Source organism: Acinetobacter sp. YH12112, from assembly GCF_013418945.1.
GTDB lineage: Bacteria > Pseudomonadota > Gammaproteobacteria > Pseudomonadales > Moraxellaceae > Acinetobacter > Acinetobacter indicus.
The window spans coordinates 16,645-34,925 of sequence record NZ_VPBA01000032.1; the positions used below are offsets into that span (position 1 = coordinate 16,645).

The following is an 18,281-nucleotide window of genomic DNA, read 5'->3' on the forward strand; positions in this document are numbered from 1 at the left end:
TCCTTGATCACGCTTCAGTCATCTTTGCTTTTTTACTGCTTCGTTTTTTGGCCGTTTTTTGTTCCGGATCGAGCTGATAGATGATTTCATCGTCTTTGACATCAATATGAATCAGTTGCGGAATTTTTTGCTCGGCCAGTGCCATCAGGATTTCTGTCGCCAAGGCCGGAAGCACCGAAGAATTCAGAATATTGTCGACATTACGTGCACCACTATCGACTTCGGTACAGCGACTCAGCAGTAATTCAATTAAATCGTCGGAATAGCTGACTTTGGTCTGGTACTGCTGTTCCAGACGCGCGGTAATTTTACCGAGTTTGTGCTGGATAATTTGCACCAGTAAATCATCATGCAATGGGTAATACGGCACAATCCGCATACGTCCTAAAAAGGCCGGTTTGAACTGCTTGTACAAACTTGGTTTCAGCTTTTCAATCAGCTGTTCTGCGCTTGGCCATTCATCTACCGGCAGCGGCAGGCAACTTTGCATGATGGCGCCGGAACCGGCGTTAGAGGTCAGCAGGATGGTGGTATTTTTAAAGTCAATCAGGCGACCTTCACCATCTTCGAGCATGCCTTTATCAAACACCTGATAGAACAGTTCCTGCACATCACTATGCGCTTTTTCAATTTCATCGAGCAGGACCACGCTATACGGATTACGACGTACGGCTTCCGTCAGCACACCGCCTTGACCATAACCCACATAACCCGGCGGCGCACCTTTTAAAGATGAAACCGTATGCGCTTCCTGATATTCCGACATGTTGATGGTAATCAGATGCGATTCACCACCGTATAACTCATTGGCCAAGGCCAGGGCAGTTTCAGTTTTACCAACCCCACTTGGGCCGACCAGCAGGAACACGCCTTGCGGTTTGTTTGGATCTTCCAACTTGGCTTTTGAGGTTTTAATACCTTGCACCAGTTGATGCAGGGCATAGTCTTGCCCCATAACACGCTCAGAAAGTTTATCTTCTAAGGTCAGAACCTGCTTGATTTCATCATTAATCATTTTTCCGACAGGAATACCGGTCCAGTCCGAGATAATTTCATTAATAATCTGGGCATTGACGCGTTCAAATACCAGCGGATGTTGACCTTGCAGTTGCTGCAACTGGCTGCGTAACTGCTGCATCTGGGTCTGGCTGTTTTCATCGGCTTCGGTCTGCTGTTCTAGCGTCTGAATCTGCTGAACCAGTTCCAGTTCTTGTTGCCATTGCTGTTGTGTATCGGCAATTTCCTGCTCAAGAGCAGTAATTTTCTGATTTAAACCGTCTAAACGTTCATGATGAATCGGGAAGTGTGCATGTTCTTTTTCAACAATTTCGCGTTCAAGTGTTAAATTGTGCAGCTGCGCCTGTAACTGATCGAGTTTCACCGGCTGGGCATTTTGAGTCAGCGCCACACGTGCAGCGGCGGTATCTAATACACTAATCGCTTTATCCGGGAGCTGGCGACCACTGATATAACGATGTGAGGCATGCACAGCCGTGACAATTGCTTCATCATCAATATTCAGCTTAAAGTGATTGGCCATCACCGGAATCATGGCGCGCAGCATATCAATTGCGACTTCTTCAGTTGGCTCTTCAACTTTGACCACCTGGAAACGGCGGCTGAGCGCGGCATCTTTTTCAAAATACTGTTTATATTCGGCCCAAGTGGTGGCCGCGATAGTACGTAACTCACCACGAGCCAGTGCTGGTTTCAGCAGGTTGGCGGCATCATTTTGACCGGCCTGACCACCAGCACCAATTAAGGTATGCGCTTCATCAATAAACAGGATAATCGGATGAGTCGAAGCCTGAACTTCCTGAATCACCTGTTTTAAGCGGTTTTCAAATTCACCTTTAACACTGGCACCAGCCTGTAACAGGCCCATATCCAGCACATGCAGATGCACGTTCTTCAGCGCATCGGGTACCTGGTTATTGGCAATTTTAAGTGCCAAACCTTCTACCACCGCAGTTTTTCCGACACCCGGTTCACCCGTTAAAATCGGATTGTTCTGACGGCGACGCATTAAAATGTCCAGCATCAGACGGATTTCAAATTCACGGCCAATCACCGGATCAATTGCGCCCGTTCTGGCTTTTTCAGTCAGGTTAATGGTGTATTGATCCAGCGCAGGTGTTTTTTTGCTATTTGGTGCAGGCTCGATAGCTGTGACGCTTTCAGTTTCAGCCGTTTCCGGGACAGTAGCGTTTTCATTTTCGACACTTTTGACACATACATCTAAGAATTTGTGCTTCATGGTGTCAATTGGGAACAGGTCAAACAGGCTCGAAGCACGCACTGCAATCTGATAAAGATCAGGTGCGGTTAGCAAAGCAACCAGTAAGTGACCGCTACGAATTTGCGGATTTTGCTCGGCCGAGGCTAATAACCAGGCTTGCTCTAACAGACGAATGATAGATTTTGCAAAGATAGGTGTACGAGAATTACCCTTTGGCAGGTGACTGACACTTTCTTTTAAATCATGAATGAGATCATCTTTTAAAATTTTATATTTATCGAGAAGGAGACTCAGGTCATTTTTATGGTCTTGGGTTAATAATTCTAGGAAAAAGTGTTCTATTTCAATTTCGTAGTTCTGCTGATTAATACAGGCATTGGCAGACTTTTCTAAGGCTGTTCTGGCATGACTTGATAGTTTATTAATCAAAATTTTTAAATTATTCATAACACGCTCTAGTTATAATTCCAGTCCAAATGGGTTAAAGTAGCGACCATGGGCTGAACATCGTTTTCAGTAAATAAAATAAATTTTACTTACATATCAATAACTTGTATTGATATAAATATTAGGGTTGTAGTATTCTACCTAAAATTTTTTCAAAAATGAAAACAAATAAGACAAAAATAATTTTACCTGAAACAAAAATATGACAATTATTGTCGATAGTTGGCAGAATTTGTCTTGACGCCAGAAGTTTATTTTTTGTTAAATTTGCGCGATGTTTTTTTTTGATAAAAATTGTTCGTGTTCAGTTTTCAAATACACCCATTCACTATAAATGAATTTAGAAATTAGAGGCTCGTTTTGAAAAAAAGTATTCTTCTTTTTCCCCTAATGGCGACACTTTGTGCCACCCCAATTGCTTATGCAGATGAGCAGATTGAGCTAAAACGAGGCTGTATCAAGGATTATCCGCTGGTTAAGGGAGAAACTGATCAGGCATTGTTGGGGATTTATCAGCAAGTGTGTGCCAAAGAAAATAAAAAAAATCAAGAGGTGAAACAAGAACTGCAAGTTCAAGCCGCAAAACGTTTTCAGGAACTTGGTAAAAATATGAAGACCCTGCAGCTGGTAGAACAGCTGGAAAACCAGGGCGTACGCCATCCAGACCTGACTGATGCGCACTTTTTAGCAGGCGTTTCGATTGCCAAAAATGCCTTAAACTATATGCGTACCGAGCAAATGCGCTTTTTATCTGACGAAGTGACCTATCCAGCGGCCAAGGAATTATCGGATACTATCCGCGCTTCAGTGCCTGCTCCGGATACCAGTTCTGCCAAGGCCATTACCAATGCATCGCTTGCCAAAAAAGCTGCAGCCCAACGTGCTGCAGCACGTAAAGCAAGCAGTAATGCAAGTCGTGCTAAAACCACACGTACCGCATCGACCAAGGCAGCAACTGCAACAAGAACAACTGCTCCGGCAGCAAAACCAGCGGCTTCAAATAATCCATTTGAATCGCTACGAAAATAATAAAACAGGATCACCGTATTATGGCTAAACGTGAAAGTGTACAAAAGAAACTTCAGCGCATTCGTCCTCCACGTGTTCAACTGACTTATGATGTTGAAGTGGGTGATGGTAAAGAAGTGAAAGAATTGCCTTTTGTGGTGGGGGTATTGGGGGATTTCTCTGCTGCTTCTGAACTGGAAAAGACCAAATTAAAAGATAAAAAATTCATTAATGTTGACCTGGATAACATTGATGAGGTGATGGAATCTTTGGCGCCACGCGCAGCATTTGATGTGGAAAATACCTTAACCGAAGAGGGCGGTCGCATGTCGGTGGATCTGACCTTCACTTCCATGGAAGATTTCCGTCCGGAAAGCGTGGTGCAACAGGTTGATCCGCTGCGTAAACTGGTCGAAGCACGTGAGCGTTTAACCGATTTGCGTAACAAGATTTCCAATAGCGAACGTCTGGAAGATCTGCTGGATGAAGTATTAAAAAATACTGACCAGATTCGTAAATTAAGCGCGGAGGCAAATCATGACTAATGCTCAGGCCGTTCAGGCGCAAACCCAGACTGCAGAAGAACTGACTTTGCTGGACTCGATTGTCGAGCAAAGCCGGATTGCCCGCAATGAAGAAGAACATGACCGTGCCAAAAGCCTGATTGGTGAACTGGCCAAAGAAGTCATGGCCGGGACAATTACTGTTTCTGAAAACATGACTTTGTCGATTGACAAACGTATCGCTGAAATTGATGCGCTCATTTCTGCCCAGCTCAGCAAAATCATGCATCATGAGCAGTTCCAGAAAATTGAATCGACCTGGCGCGGTTTATATTATTTCTGTCAGGAAACACCGTCGAATCCGCTGATTAAAATCCGCATGCTGAATACGACCAAAAAAGAACTGGTCAAAGATTTCCAGGGCGCGACTGATTTTGATCAGAGTACCTTGTTCAAGAAAATTTATGAAGAAGAGTATGGTTCATTTGGTGGTGCACCGTATGCGACTTTAATTGGTGACTTCGAATTTGACCGTACGCCTTCAGATATGTATCTGCTGGAGCAGATTTCGCACGTGGCTGCGGCATCGCATGCACCATTTATTTCTGCGGCAAGTCCGAGCATTCTGGGGCTGGAATCGTTTACCGATATTGACCGTCCACGTGATGTATCCAAGATTTTCGAAACTGCAGAATATGTACAGTGGCGTTCATTTCGTGACAGCGAAGATTCACGTTATGTCGCATTGACCATGCCGCGTGTATTGGGCCGTTTACCGTTCCATCCGAAAGATGGTGCAGCCACTGAAGGCTTTAACTTTATTGAAGAAGTGTCGGGCCAAAACCATGATGAATATTTATGGATGAATGCGGCGTATGCCTTTGGTACCCGTTTAACCAATGCCTTTGATATGCATGGCTGGTGTGCGGCAATTCGTGGCGTTGAAGGTGGTGGTCTGGTCGAAGGCCTGCCGGTCCATACCTTTAAAACCAGCGATGGCGAAGTGGTCTTCAAGTGTCCAACTGAAATTGCCATTACTGACCGTCGTGAAAAAGAATTAAGCGATTTAGGCTTCATTCCACTGGTACATTGTAAAAATACTGACTACGCGGCGTTCTTTGGTGCGCAATCTGCACAAAAACCGAAGAAATACGACAGCGATAGCGCCAATGCCAACTCGGCCTTATCTAGCCAGATTCAATATATTATGGCGGTTTCGCGTATTGCCCATTATTTAAAAGCCATGATGCGCGACAAGGTCGGCAGCTTTGCCTCTGCTGGCAATGTTGAAGCCTTTTTAAATGACTGGTTATCGCAATACGTCTTGCTTGACGACGGTGCCTCTCAGGAAGCGAAAGCACAATATCCACTTCGTGAAGCATCGGTAAAGGTTGTAGAAAATCCTGCTCAGCCGGGACACTACAAGTCTGTGGTTTTCTTAAGACCACATTTCCAGTTGGACGAGTTGTCGGTTTCTTTGCGACTTGTTACTGAGTTACCTCAGTCCTCAAATTGAGGCAACTTATAATAACTTTTAACTAAAACAGGAAAATTTATAAAATGAAAGATATCTACGTACAGTTTCGAGGGAAGTATAAAGTTGATGGCGAATCGCGTGACGCAGAGCACAAAGATTGGCTAGAAGTAAATTCTTGGGCGCACAATATCCGTCAGCCTAAATCAGCGACTTCTTCAAGTGTAGGTGGTCATACTGCTGAGCGTGTAGAACACTCAGACATGGTTTTTGTTAAAGATTTGGATGCAACCAGTCCAAAACTTTGGGAAGCATGTTCTGCGGGTTATACCTTCGATGAAGTACAGATCGATTTCTATCGTGCTAACGGTGACAAGCGTATCAAGTACCTGCAAATCAAACTGAAACATGTACTGGTTTCAAGCGTAACGCCAACTGTGAATGAAGAAGGTGTTCCAACTGAATCATTCGGTTTGAAATATGCCGCAGTCGAGTGGACTTATAACCAGCAAGACATTAACGGTACCCAAAAAGGTGCAGTTACTAAAAAATGGTCACTTTCAAATAACACAGCATCTTACGCTGCTTAATTTGTATGACCACGGGAGGCTGGCGTTCTGCCAGCCTCTACCTGATTTTATGCTTAATTAGTAATACATGAATTTAGACCAGCTTTATCCGTACGGTTTTAGAACTACATTATTTGACCGGCTTTTAACTACAGAAGATTATCATTTAAAGGGGTTGTCATTACAGGAACTTCGCGAATCTGTCGCTGCAGATCTGGAAGACCTGCTCAATAGCCGCATGGCATCTTTGTATGAACAGATTGATGATTTTCCACTGGTTAAAAAGTCCATTATGCAGTTTGGGATTATTGATTTTGTCGGCTTATCGACCGCTAATCCAAGTGACCGCGATAAAATCTGCCAGTCTATTGCACAATCCATCGCGGCACATGAACCGCGTTTAAGACAGATTAAAGTTGAAATGTTATTAGATGAACAGGATATGGGGGCTTTGTGCTTGAGTATTCAGGCCTATATCAATATTCATCCTTTATATGAACCTGTGATTTTTGATGCTTTATTAAAACCAACAACACAACAATATGTTATTTCGGCACGTGCATAAGTGGGATTCCTGTGATTGAAGACTTGTTACCTTATTACGAAAAACAGCTGCAAGAATTCGGCCAGCAATCTCGTGAATTTTCCCAGAAATATCCTAAAATCGCGCAGCGTCTGTCTTTAAATCAGGAACAGATTGATGACCCGCATATCGAGCGTTTAATTCAGGCATTTTCACTAATAGCCGCACGTATTGATAAAAAACTGGCAGACAGCTACGACATTTTTACCCGTGCCTTGTTTGAGGTCATGTTTCCACAGTACCTAAAGCCTTTTCCGGCCTGTTCTGTGGTCAGCTTTGAAGATCTCAATAAAATTAAACAGCTGACCGAAGCACATACAATTCCCAAAGGCACGGCGTTAAAATCCAGGAGTTTCAAAGGCGTTCAGTGCGAGTTTTCAAGCACACACAGCGTGAATTTATTGCCAATTCAGCTCAACAAGCTGGAATTCAAGAGCAATCCGAGTGCGCATATGCACTTGAACCAGAACGCAACCTTAAGTCTGAGTTTTGAAATTTTTAATCAGGCACACACATTGCTGCAACAACAGCAGTTGCCAATTTATCTTGATGCGATTTCCAATTTTCCACTCCAGGTACTCGATGGTATTTTCAGTCCCAGTACCGGATTTTCGCTAAAAATTGGCCAGCGCCAAATTCAGATTGCTAATCCATTTCAGCTGATGGGTATGCATGAGCAGGAGAGTGTACTGCCGCTAGATGAGCATACCCATCATGCCTACCGGTTATTGCTGGAATATTTCTGCTTTCCGGAAAAGTTTAATTTCCTGAGTCTGAATCTGGATTTTCTGCATTATTTCGAAGATCAGAGCCAGTTTGAATTGCTGATTCATCTGAAACTGAATCTGAATGATCAGATGGTGATTCGCAATTATTCCGAACTGAACGTGGCTAACTTTAAATTATTTGCCACACCGGTGGTGAACCTGTTTGAGAAGCAGGCCGAACCGCAAAAAATTGATCACAAGCAGCTGGAATATCCACTGGTGACCGATGCGCATCATCCTGAGTTTTATCAGATGTACAGCATTCAGGAAATGAACATGATCCGGGAAAAAACCAATCAGGATCAGGTGGTTTTTCCGGTTTATCCATTTTTTGCCATGAGTCATTATCGGCATGAAGATATTCAGTTTTATTACGCCCTAAATGCCAAGCAGCTGCATAACCGTTTTGTGGAAACGGGCTACAGTGTATTGTCAAAGCAATTACAACCGCAGCACACCAAGTCGGATTTTATCAGCGCCAAACTGCTTTGCTCAAACCGTGACTTGCCACATGAGGCTTTAAGCCAAGCCAATAATATTTTAAATCTGAATGACAGCAGTCTGGCACGGCGCGCTCTGGTACTGAAGCGTCCGAATAAGCCGTATTATTTTGAGCAGAATAAAATGGAACAATGGCGGGTGATCTCGCATTTATCCTTAAACACCTTGTCTTTGATGAAAGGCGATGCGATCAGTCATATCAAAGAGCTGCTTGAACTTTATAACCTACCAAAATCTAAAGAAAATCATTTAATTATTGACTCAATTAAAGCGGTCGAGTTTTCGTTAACCCAGAAAATGGTCGAAGCTAAACCCTTTCCTTTATTTGTCCGTGGTCTGAAAGTGCATCTGGATATTGATCCACAGGTATTTCGTGGCCATAGCCTTTATATTTTCAGTACCTTGCTCAGTCATATCTTTAACTTAAAAGTTCAGATGAACAGCTTTGTGGATGTGGTGGTGCGCGATGCCAACAGCTTACAGGAGTTATACCAATGCGTGCAGAACGTTGGTGGCAAGAAACTTCTGTAATTGCAGATCTGGTTGAACAGCCGACGGCGTATGAGTTTATTCAGGCCACGCGGCTGCTGCGTCATGCACCTGAACAGGCCGTACAGACCGACTGGAAAAAGGGCTTTCAGTTTCAGACCTCGCTCAATCTGAATTTTCCGGCGGCAGAAATTGAAACGTTGGCGGTTGAAGATGATCAGATTCAGCTGACCAATTTAATGGTGGGTCTCACCGGCATTCAGGGGGCCTTACCGTATACCTATACCCAGCGCATCCGCCAGAGTCCACGTATCCAGCGTGAAGAAACCGTGCAGTTCCTCAGTTTGTTTAATAACAAACTGACCGGCCAATATATTGAAGCCAGCTTGGCTTATAACTTGCCGGTACGTTATGAGGTCGAACACGACAATCATTATCTGGATATTCTGCATGCGCTCAATGGTTACATCCGTTCACAACATGAACAGGATGAGATGGATCATTATTTTGCAGAATTTTCAGGCCTGATGCAGGGCCAGAACAACACCGCACATGCCTTAAAAACCGTGCTGAACTGTATTTTCAAAACCGATTTTACTGTACATGAATTTATTGAAGAAAAATTCAAACTGGATGATGCGCATAAAACCTGTTTAGGCGGCAGCAATCCGGCCTTGCTTGGAGTAAATACCTTTTGTGGGGAAACCATCCGCCAGATTGATGGCAAGATTGAAATTGAAGTCGGACCTTTAAACCGGCAGCAATATCAGGAATTTTTACCGGGACAGCGAGCCAGCACTAAACTGAAAAAACTCTTACAGACCTGGTGCAGTCCGACTCTAATGGTTGACTTGCGTTTGGTGCTGAGCAAAGAAGACATTCAGCCTTTGTGTCTGAACTCCAGTCATCATGCGGGGCTAGGGCAAGGGGCTTTTTTAATGCCACAGGCACGGGCAGATAATCGTGATAGCTGTTATCCGCTGTTGGGGGATCAAAGATGATCAAGTGGATCATTGGCACTTTTGTCAGTATTTTTATTCTGGTCAGCACCGCCATTATCTTTTACTGGCGCGATATTCAGCATGATCCCGATACGGCAGATATGCTGGCATTTTTTGTGTTTTTGCCTTTGGCGATTACGCTGCTGCTGACGTCACCTTTCATCATTTATAGGGCAGTCCAGCGTTATAAAAAACGTCAGGAAGAACAAAAACAGCAGCAGGAGCAGGCGGCACTTGCCCAGCAACAGATTCCTGAAGAAAAAGTGGAGCCGGTCAGAACGGTGGCGCTGAACCTGTACAGTGGTTATAGCCAGCATGCCTTTGGTGAAAATGAACAGATTGTTGAAGAATTAAAAAATTTCACCAGTCCGGAGCTGGATCATCAGCTGTTAAATGCCTACGGCTTGCCAATTCTGTCCTATCGGATTAAAGACCTGGATGATGAAATTGAGCTGGACGACGATGCAGATGAATATAGCGTTGACAGCCAGCGCAGTTTACGTATGCGCCGGCTGGTCCAGCAGCAGCTGGTTCAGCACAGCGATGTACTGATGCAAATTGCCGAACATTTAAAACAGTCGGCACTGTTCTATGACAGCGAGCTGGCCTATCAGTACCGTATGCATCCGGGCTGGATTGATCCCAACCATCAGGAAGATGACAGCCTTGAACCTGAGCCGGTGCAACCTGTTATGCGTTTAAACCGGATTAATATTCATGTGGTGCTGGCAGAAGATTTGCTGCATTTGTGGAATGAAATGGACAGCCAGCAGATGATCATGGAGTTTATCCAGGATTTTCAGGTGATTCCGGAGCAGATTCATATCGAGCATCATTACTGGGGCAGTAAAAATGCCTATCAGGACTGGTTTGAATTGCTGGAACAGACCGCAGCACAAACCGAAGACGTATCACTAATTGTGCTGGTCGATTCTGAAATTGATCAGGACGTGATTGATGAAAAAACCTGGCTGACCGACCATTATTTACCGGCTGAATTTGTCTCTAGCTGTATTGTGGCCTCCACCGCGGTGCAGATTAACCAGTTAGAACCATTCAAAATGCTGCAGCTGGTGTTGAATGAAAAAAATATTGCCCATTACCTGCAGCAGCATCAGATGACAGAACTGGCGCAATTCGATCAGGAACAGCCTTTTGTGCTGATGCCGGATGATCCGACCCAGATTAAAGTCGTGAAGCAGATTGAACAGAGTTTTGCTGAGTCTCAAATCGAAACTCATCATTTTTTATATACAAAACAAAGTATTGGTCATACCCAACACTTATCGAAAGTGTTTTCTTTCATGTTGGGCATGCATCTTCCAGAGGGAATTATTTCCATGATTTACAGTACCGAACATCCGGCCACCCACGTACTTTTTATGCCGGTTTCCCATGAAACCCCACAGGGCTGATGTTGCAGTATCGCGCGAATTTTAGAACAACGAGAACAGTATGTTTTATACCATTTTAGGCTATGTCTGGCAGTATGTGACTAATCCGAAAGCGATTATTGCACTGTCTATTTTTGTGGCACTCATAGCATCTTATAACACCATTCCGCGCAATCTATTCTGGGCGCTGATGGCAGTGTATATTCTGGGTGTGGTCGGGTACGGGATTTATGCCTTGATCCAGCGTTATCGTCATGAAAAGCAGGGCGAAGAGCTGGCCGAAGCCATCAGTAAAGACACCGAAGCTGAATACGGCAAGCAGAAAGATAAAGAAGAATTACAGCTGATTCAACAACAAATGAAAGAATCGATTCAGCTGATCCGCAAGTCTAAACTGGGCGATAAAAAGGGCAATGCGGCCTTATATGAATTGCCGTGGTATATGGTGATTGGTAACCCGGCCGCCGGAAAAAGTTCGGCGATTTATAATTCCGGTCTGAAATTTCCCTTTGAAGAAAGCCATCAGAAAATGGTGTCTGCCGGTTTAAGCGGTACCCGTAACTGTGACTGGTTCTTTTCCACCGAAGGGGTATTGCTAGATACAGCCGGGCGTTATTCGGTCTATTCCGAAGATCATTCTGAATGGCTCGGTTTTTTAGGTTTACTGAAGAAAAACCGTTCTCAGGCGCCAATTAATGGCCTGATTGTAATTGTCAGCATTGCCGAGCTGGTCAGCCAGAGTCCGGAAAAATCAATTAAACTGGCCAAGAATTTACGTGCCCGGATTCAGGATTTAACCGAGCGTCTGGAAATTTATCCTCCGGTGTATCTGGTGTTTTCTAAAATGGACCTGATTGCCGGCTTTACCGAATTCTTTGAATGTTATGAAGTGAATGAGTTTGATCAGGTCTGGGGTGCAACCTTGCCCTATGATGCGGAATCTTCTCAAAATGCGGTCGAGCTGTTTGAAAAGCATTACGGCATTTTATATGACGGTTTAAAAGGCGTAAGTACTACCCATTTAAGCCGCCGCCATTCACAGAATATTTCTCCAAGTGTCATGACTTTCCCGCTGGAGTTCAAGAGCTTAAAGCCAGCGCTGAAAACCTTTATTGGTACCTTGTTTGAAGATAATCCGTACCAGTTTAAACCGGTATTCCGTGGCTTCTATTTCACCAGTGCCTTACAGGAAGGCACCATTGAAAGCCCGATGACCGAGCAGATTGCACAGGACTTTTTACTGACCAAGATTCCCAACAGTGAACATGGTGTGCCGACCCGTTCGGTTTCACAAAACCATGGTTACTTCCTGAAAGGGCTGTTTTCCGATGTGATTCTGAAAGACAAGAATCTGGTCAAACAGCATATTAATCCACTGCGTAAACGCCAGCGTTATGTTGGCTTTATTGCCACATTGTTTGGTGTGTCGATTATTCTGGGACTGTGGGTCTGGTCGTATCGCAATAACCAGCAGTTAATTGCCGAAGTGCAGCAAGACCTGAATAAAGTGGTGCAGATTGAGCAGCGCTCTGGCACCGAACTGGCCGGACAGCTTGAAGCCTTGCTTATTCTGCAAAACCGTATGTCACAGCTGGACAGTTTTGCTGAAGATCGTCCATTAAAATTTGGCTTTGGTTTATACCAGGGCAATGAGCTGCGTGAAAAGCTGAAGACTGAATATTTGCAAGGCGTGCAGCAGATTGTGCTGCAGCCGGCACAGCAAAACATGGCACAGTATCTGCAACGGGTAAAAGCCAATGAAGAAACCCTGAAGGCCAATCATGCCAATGTGGAAATCAAACAGGTGGCCAATCAGCAGAAATATCTGGAGCCATCGGACAGTAATCCGCAAGATGCGTACAATGCACTGAAAGCCTACTTGATGATGAGCAATCCGGAATATCGTGAAGCTGGTCATTTAAGTGATCAGGTCACGCGTTTCTGGCGTCCGTGGTTAGATGCCAACCGGGGGAATTTGGCGCGCGGCCAAATGCTGAAAGATGCCGAGCAGATTTTATCTTATGCCATGACCCTGGCCAATGATGCCAAATTCCCGAATCTGGAAGCGGATACCTTGGTGGTTGATCAGTCACGTCAGGTGTTATTGTCTGTGGTGCGTGGTATGCCGGCACGTGATCGGGTCTATAACGAAATTAAAATGCGTGCAGCGGTACGTTTCCCGGCCTTAACCGTCAAACAGATGGTCGGTGAGAATAATCAGGCAGTGGTGTTGGGCAGTTATGCCTTACCGGGTGTATTTACCCAGAAAGCCTGGGCAGAATATGTCGAAACCGCCATTGATGAAGTCTCCAACCGGCCAACAGATTCTAAAGACTGGGTGTTAAACAGTACCCAGTCCGATGACCTGACCTTTAGTGGCAGCCCCGATCAGATCCGTAAACAGCTGACCGATCTGTACAAGCAGGAATATATTGCAGAATGGCGTAAATTCCTGGCTGGTGTGCACTATGCCAAAGGCAAGGAATTTAAACAGTCTGCGCAGAATATTGAAAAACTGGGTGAACCGGAAAATTCGCCAATCCGTCAGATGATTACCCGGATTGCACAGGAAACCTCGTGGGATAATCCGGTGGTTCAGGCAGAACTAGCCGCACCGCAAAAAGGTTTTATTGCCTGGTTTAAACGTAAAGTGTTGAACCGCGATGAAGCGAAAATGGCGGAACAGGCCGTAGCCAGAGCACAAGGACCAATTTCCAAAGAATTCCAGATGTTCTATCAGCTGGTACGTAAGCGTGATGACCAGCAGAACAAGTCTTTACTGGATGAGTATATGCAAGCGATTGCTCAGGTGCGCAGCAAGTTCAATGACCTGAAAAGTGCGGGCGATATTGGTCCATCGGCCATGACCTTGGTGAAACAGACCATCAATGATCAAAGTTCGGTGTTTAACAGTACCCAGAAACTGGTCGATGAGAAGATGACGGTGGGCTTAAATGAACGTGACCAGCAGCTATTACAAAAACTGTTGATCAGTCCATTAACGCATTCATTTGAAAGCCTGTTAATTCCGGCGCAGGATGAGATCAATAAACTCTGGACCATGCAAGCTTATCAGCCATTTAGCGCCAATTTAAGCAAAAAATATCCATTTAATTCCTCTGCGACCTTACAGGCGACCAGCAATGAAATTAGCCAGATTTTTGGTGAAAATGGCAGTATCGCCCGTTTTGTGAAAGAGCATTTAGATCCGCTGGTGATCCGTCGTGGCTATACCTTAACCTCAAAAACCTGGAAAGATTTAGGTATCAGCCTGAACCCGCAATTTGTGATGAATTTCCAGAGCTATGTCGCGCCTAGCAATGGCATGGCGACAGGTGAATTGTCTCAAACCGCGGCGCAAGCACCGGTGAATCAGTCCAACTTCCAGTTCTATCCATTACAGAATCCGCAATTACTGGCCTATACCATTGATATTGATGGGCAGCGTATGGTTTATGAAAATGGCATTCAGCAATGGGTGAATTTCGTCTGGCCAAATCCGGGTGCGATTCCGGGTGCGCGTATTACAGCGGTGGATTTAGAAGGTAAAACCCATACCGTCTTTGATGAACCAGGTGAGTACGGCATTAACCGTCTGATTGACACGGCTCAGCGTACCCAGCAAGGCGGCAGCTTTGAAATGGTCTGGAAAAGCAAGCAGGACCCGAATATTGCGGTGAAACTGAACTTCCGACTGATTAGCGGCAACTCGGGTAATATTGGCTCAAGCCGTGGCTATGCGGGTTTACAGCTGGTTGATCAGGTGGTTACCAATAAATCGGTACGTGTCGTGGCTGCGCAAACAGCACCGACACCTGCCACTGCACGCACCAATAGCACATCGCCTTTAAAAGGAATTGAAGGAGTACAGCCATGATCAGCCAGAACAGGCGAGTGGGAGAGCAGGGATGAATGAGCTGAAAACCCTGCCATTTTATTATGGTAAATGTCCGGCCCGAGGCGATTTTTTGAAAACCAAAGGCCAATCTTCACTGATTCAGGTGCTGGATCAGTGGATTACTGAGGCGCTGGAAAAAGCGATGCAATCTCCAGAGTTTCAAAGCCGCTATACGCAGTTGCCATCACTGGATTTTTTCATTGCCAATCCGCAGGAATATAAATTTCTGGTGGCCAACTTAATTGCCAGCGAAGACAGTTCGGGACGACAGTTTCCGATGGTACTGAGCCATCTGCTAGATGTAGATGTCCCCCTGGAGCATTTGCTGTACGCACCGTATCGCTATAAACAGACCCTGATTGATCTGTTTCAGAAAAACCGGGTGCTCAAGTCGATTCGTGATCCTGAGATTTTGCTGGACAAGCTGGCCAAACTGAATAACCAGATTCAGGTGTTTGATGTGCATGAAAGTGCAGCATTTTATGAACATCATACGACACATTCTTTTGCCCAGTTGATGAAAATCAGCACCTATGAGCTGGCACAAAGCATGATTGGACTGGGATTATTGCTGCAACCGGTGATCCATCAAGGCACCAGTAAATTAAATAAAGTCCTGATTTTACCGATTAATAATCATGCCTATTGCTATGAAATTGCAGCATTTTGGGTCAGCCTGATTAGCCGTTTTGTCGCCAATCAGAACACAGAATTGCTGGTCGGTTTACTGCATTATGACAAACCCTTGCTGATTTTTGGCTTTCATGGCGCAGATATTCAGGCTTTAAGCGAAATTTTCACCCAAAACCTGGACAGTTCACATTGGGTCTCATTGGTCAATGCCAGCTGGATTGATCCGTATCTGGAGCAAAATGCAGGTTTGGCGGCGTTGGAACAGGCTTTATGTGAACGCCAGCTTAGCTTAAGCCAGGGAATCAAACTCTTTAGACAGACTTTTATAGATGGATAAAATGATTAAAAATCAATTAAATACATATAAAAAACAATGGCTGTCTGTACTCTTGTTCAGTGTTAGTAGCTGGGTATGTGCACAGCCGATTGTAGTTGAAGGCGTGGTCCCGAATGAAGCCAGCAAACAGGCCATCCTGACTAAAATGCACAGTGTGTATGGTGCGGACCAAGTCATTGATAAAATTCAGGTTAAATCGGTTGCTGCACCCAATGGCTGGAGCGAATCGGTCACACGAATGATCACGCCAGACCTAAAAAAAGTGAAGCAGGGTCAATTGTTGGTACGCGGTACGCAAATTGATTTAAATGGAAAAATGTCCAATCAAAATGATATCCAGCCAACCACAAATGCTTTTCAGGGCTTGGTACAGGCGCCATATCGTTTTAATGCACAGTTATCTGTAAATCAGGCCGAACAGAAAATTATTGATGATGCCTTGAAAAACCGGATTATTGAATTTGAATCTGGCAGTGCGGTTTTAGCCGCATCTGGGACAAAAATTCTTGATGAGATGGCGATTGCCTTAAATAAGGTTGGTGGCAAGCAGGTGAAAATTATTGGCCATACTGATAGCTCTGGTGATGCCAATAAAAACCTGATCTTAAGTAAAGAGCGTGCACAGGCGGTAAAAGATTATTTGATTGGCAAAAATATTCCTGCAGATAGTTTGAGTGTGGAAGGTTTAGGCGCCAACAAACCTGTGGCAGACAACTCAACAGCTGAGGGTCGTAAAAAGAACCGTCGTATTGAGTTTGAAGTGATTTAAGTGGTCATTAAAGGAATAAGAGCCATCTACAGGATGGCTTTTATTTAATATGCTATTGTTATTCACCAATTAAAATGTCTATGCGATAAACCATTTAAAATGTCCTGTTTTTAACCACAAGAGTCAAGCACAGGATTTAACTTTCTTTGTTCAATATCGGCTTTCTGAGCTTTACGGCTTGGCATATTTTTATTTGTTCTTGAACATTTATTCTGTTTTTCCAATTCTTCATGCTGCTGTTGAATATGTGCCAGAACTGCACCTAACCGTTTATTCTCAACAATCTCATTTTGCTGCAGCCCAGCCAATTTATTAAAGATGCTGTAGTTGAGCTTTCGGCCTTCATGCATGATGGCCACAGTGCCATCCGGGTACTCCAGAAATGAAATGTATTGCCCAACAAGCTTATGATTCAGCTCTATCGGTTCAAGCAGATAAATACACTTGTCATACGTGATGGTTAGGTTCTTCGTGACCTTACGCGGTTCCTGCCAGGTGAATATATCCTCCAGCTCAGCATCAGATTCCGTTAAAGATCGATGCAAGTTCTTTGGGTTTCTCGCACACTTGGTGAACTTCTGGTTGAAATGCTCAATAAAGCAGGGTAGCCAGGCATTGGCTTCGGCAATTGAACTGATGCCTTCCAGACGCATTTCTTTGATCAGACGGTCTTGAAGGGTTCTATTCGCGCGTTCTACGCGACCTTTGGCCTGTGGTGAGTTGGCAAAGATAATATCAATGTTTAACTCATTCAGAATCCGGCCAAATTGCGTGATCTTGCTGTCCTGGCTCGATTTCTGGTTCACTCGGAAGACCGAATGTTTATCGCTATAAAAGGCCAGAGGCTTACCGTATTGTTCAATGTAGGCTCGGGTTGAAAGCATATAGTCGAAGGTCGTTTCCGCCTCACAGAAGCGCAGATGTAACAGCTTTCCAGTGGCATCATCGATATACACCAATAAACAGCACTTAGCAGCGCGTCCTTCGAACCAGTCATGATATGAGCCATCAATCTGGATCAGCTCACCGAAGCAATCCCGATTATAACGTGGCTGATATGGACGTTTAAGGCGCTTGGATCGCGGAATCCAGAGGTCATTTGCAGTCATCCAGCGCCGAAGCGTTTCTACCGGGATATTCAGGTCAAATATGCTGCTGAGCTTCTCATGGGCCAAGGTGGGTCCAAATCCCAGCAGATGTTCAGAAATAATGGAAAGACATTTTGATTTTAATAAATCATCATGGCGACGATGGCCAGGTTGACCACGACTGGCATGCGCCATACCTGAAACACCATCTTGATTGAGCTTCTGTAATAACCGGGTAATTTGACGGGTTGAAAGATTGAGGATTTCAGCAGCACGGACTTGTGTAATACGTTGATCTCGAACGTCTTGCAGAACAGCAAGACGTTGAATTTCTTTGTCAGACATAGTGATCAGCATCTATATTTCATATCCAGTCCATGATGGTTAACCCATCATAAACTAGACATTTTTATTAGTGAGAATATAGACATTTTGAATGGGTTCTAACAGCTATTGTTATTCCTAAGTAGAAATGTCCTACCTAATAACCAAATAGAAATGTCCTATACAGACACTTCCAAGTCAAGCACAGGATTCAGATTTCGTTCTTTGATTACTGTTTTCTGTGCACGTCTGCTCGG

13 protein-coding genes are annotated in these 18,281 nt (G+C 44.5%); 11 read left to right on the top strand and 2 right to left on the bottom strand.

From position 1 onward, the window contains the following. Window positions 1-7: 7 nt before the first annotated feature. Window positions 8-2,686 (bottom strand): type VI secretion system ATPase TssH, encoded by a 2,679-nt coding sequence (gene tssH / locus FTU50_RS11845; protein WP_180061539.1) that lies wholly within the window; start codon window positions 2,684-2,686, stop codon window positions 8-10. 390 nt (window positions 2,687-3,076) lie between these two features. Here tssH and FTU50_RS11850 point away from each other — a divergent pair, with 390 nt between their 5' ends. The 11 genes from FTU50_RS11850 (at window position 3,077) to FTU50_RS11900 (ending at window position 16,612) form a co-directional block, all read left to right on the top strand. Then, on the top strand, window positions 3,077-3,715 hold the full coding sequence (locus FTU50_RS11850; protein WP_104483770.1) for a hypothetical protein: 639 nt from the start codon (window positions 3,077-3,079) through the stop codon (window positions 3,713-3,715). Window positions 3,716-3,735: 20 nt separating this feature from the next. After that, on the top strand, window positions 3,736-4,239 hold the full coding sequence (tssB, locus tag FTU50_RS11855; RefSeq protein WP_180062703.1) for a type VI secretion system contractile sheath small subunit: 504 nt from the start codon (window positions 3,736-3,738) through the stop codon (window positions 4,237-4,239). After that, window positions 4,232-5,713: a type VI secretion system contractile sheath large subunit gene (gene tssC / locus FTU50_RS11860; RefSeq protein WP_005177804.1), complete on the top strand. Its 1,482-nt coding sequence runs from the start codon at window positions 4,232-4,234 to the stop codon at window positions 5,711-5,713. Before tssB ends, tssC begins: the two co-directional genes overlap by 8 nt. A 44-nt stretch (window positions 5,714-5,757) precedes the next feature. Next, window positions 5,758-6,261: a type VI secretion system tube protein Hcp gene (locus FTU50_RS11865; RefSeq protein ID WP_005177807.1), complete on the top strand. Its 504-nt coding sequence runs from the start codon at window positions 5,758-5,760 to the stop codon at window positions 6,259-6,261. A 67-nt stretch (window positions 6,262-6,328) separates the two neighbouring features. Continuing rightward, on the top strand, window positions 6,329-6,805 hold the full coding sequence (gene tssE / locus FTU50_RS11870) for a type VI secretion system baseplate subunit TssE (protein ID WP_127799557.1): 477 nt from the start codon (window positions 6,329-6,331) through the stop codon (window positions 6,803-6,805). Window positions 6,806-6,816: 11 nt separating this feature from the next. Next, complete coding sequence (gene tssF, locus FTU50_RS11875) at window positions 6,817-8,622, top strand: type VI secretion system baseplate subunit TssF (RefSeq protein WP_075175233.1); 1,806 nt, start codon at window positions 6,817-6,819, stop codon at window positions 8,620-8,622. Beyond that, on the top strand, window positions 8,586-9,581 hold the full coding sequence (gene tssG / locus FTU50_RS11880) for a type VI secretion system baseplate subunit TssG (protein ID WP_160243206.1): 996 nt from the start codon (window positions 8,586-8,588) through the stop codon (window positions 9,579-9,581). The genes tssF and tssG overlap by 37 nt, the downstream gene beginning before the upstream one ends. Further along, window positions 9,578-10,996, top strand: coding sequence for a hypothetical protein (locus FTU50_RS11885; protein WP_180062704.1), 1,419 nt, complete (start codon window positions 9,578-9,580; stop codon window positions 10,994-10,996). The genes tssG and FTU50_RS11885 overlap by 4 nt, the downstream gene beginning before the upstream one ends. A 40-nt stretch (window positions 10,997-11,036) precedes the next feature. Further along, the gene (gene tssM, locus FTU50_RS11890; protein WP_180062705.1) at window positions 11,037-14,852 is read left to right on the top strand and encodes a type VI secretion system membrane subunit TssM; all 3,816 of its coding nucleotides are present in this window, start codon (window positions 11,037-11,039) and stop codon (window positions 14,850-14,852) included. 31 nt (window positions 14,853-14,883) lie between these two features. Next, window positions 14,884-15,843, top strand: coding sequence for a type VI secretion system-associated protein TagF (gene tagF, locus FTU50_RS11895; RefSeq protein WP_075167762.1), 960 nt, complete (start codon window positions 14,884-14,886; stop codon window positions 15,841-15,843). Window position 15,844: 1 nt separating this feature from the next. Then, on the top strand, window positions 15,845-16,612 hold the full coding sequence (locus FTU50_RS11900) for an OmpA family protein (protein WP_180045837.1): 768 nt from the start codon (window positions 15,845-15,847) through the stop codon (window positions 16,610-16,612). A 110-nt stretch (window positions 16,613-16,722) separates the two neighbouring features. Here the strand turns inward: FTU50_RS11900 and FTU50_RS11905 are convergent, their stop codons facing one another. Beyond that, window positions 16,723-18,057: an ISNCY family transposase gene (locus tag FTU50_RS11905; RefSeq protein ID WP_104483800.1), complete on the bottom strand. Its 1,335-nt coding sequence runs from the start codon at window positions 18,055-18,057 to the stop codon at window positions 16,723-16,725. Window positions 18,058-18,281 lie beyond the last annotated feature (224 nt).

Bases quoted from the DNA above. Each gene is read 5' to 3' on its own strand.
- tssE (WP_127799557.1), top strand. From the start codon at position 6,329: ATGAATTTAGACCAGCTTTATCCGTACGGTTTTAGAACTACATTATTT.
- FTU50_RS11900 (WP_180045837.1), top strand. From the start codon at position 15,845: ATGATTAAAAATCAATTAAATACATATAAAAAACAATGGCTGTCTGTA.
- FTU50_RS11850 (WP_104483770.1), top strand. From the start codon at position 3,077: ATGGCGACACTTTGTGCCACCCCAATTGCTTATGCAGATGAGCAGATT.
- FTU50_RS11885 (WP_180062704.1), top strand. From the start codon at position 9,578: ATGATCAAGTGGATCATTGGCACTTTTGTCAGTATTTTTATTCTGGTC.
- tssG (WP_160243206.1), top strand. From the start codon at position 8,586: ATGCGTGCAGAACGTTGGTGGCAAGAAACTTCTGTAATTGCAGATCTG.
- tssC (WP_005177804.1), top strand. From the start codon at position 4,232: ATGACTAATGCTCAGGCCGTTCAGGCGCAAACCCAGACTGCAGAAGAA.
- tssB (WP_180062703.1), top strand. From the start codon at position 3,736: ATGGCTAAACGTGAAAGTGTACAAAAGAAACTTCAGCGCATTCGTCCT.
- FTU50_RS11865 (WP_005177807.1), top strand. From the start codon at position 5,758: ATGAAAGATATCTACGTACAGTTTCGAGGGAAGTATAAAGTTGATGGC.
- FTU50_RS11905 (WP_104483800.1), bottom strand. From the start codon at position 18,057: ATGCTGATCACTATGTCTGACAAAGAAATTCAACGTCTTGCTGTTCTG.
- tssH (WP_180061539.1), bottom strand. From the start codon at position 2,686: ATGAATAATTTAAAAATTTTGATTAATAAACTATCAAGTCATGCCAGA.
- tagF (WP_075167762.1), top strand. From the start codon at position 14,884: ATGAATGAGCTGAAAACCCTGCCATTTTATTATGGTAAATGTCCGGCC.
- tssM (WP_180062705.1), top strand. From the start codon at position 11,037: ATGTTTTATACCATTTTAGGCTATGTCTGGCAGTATGTGACTAATCCG.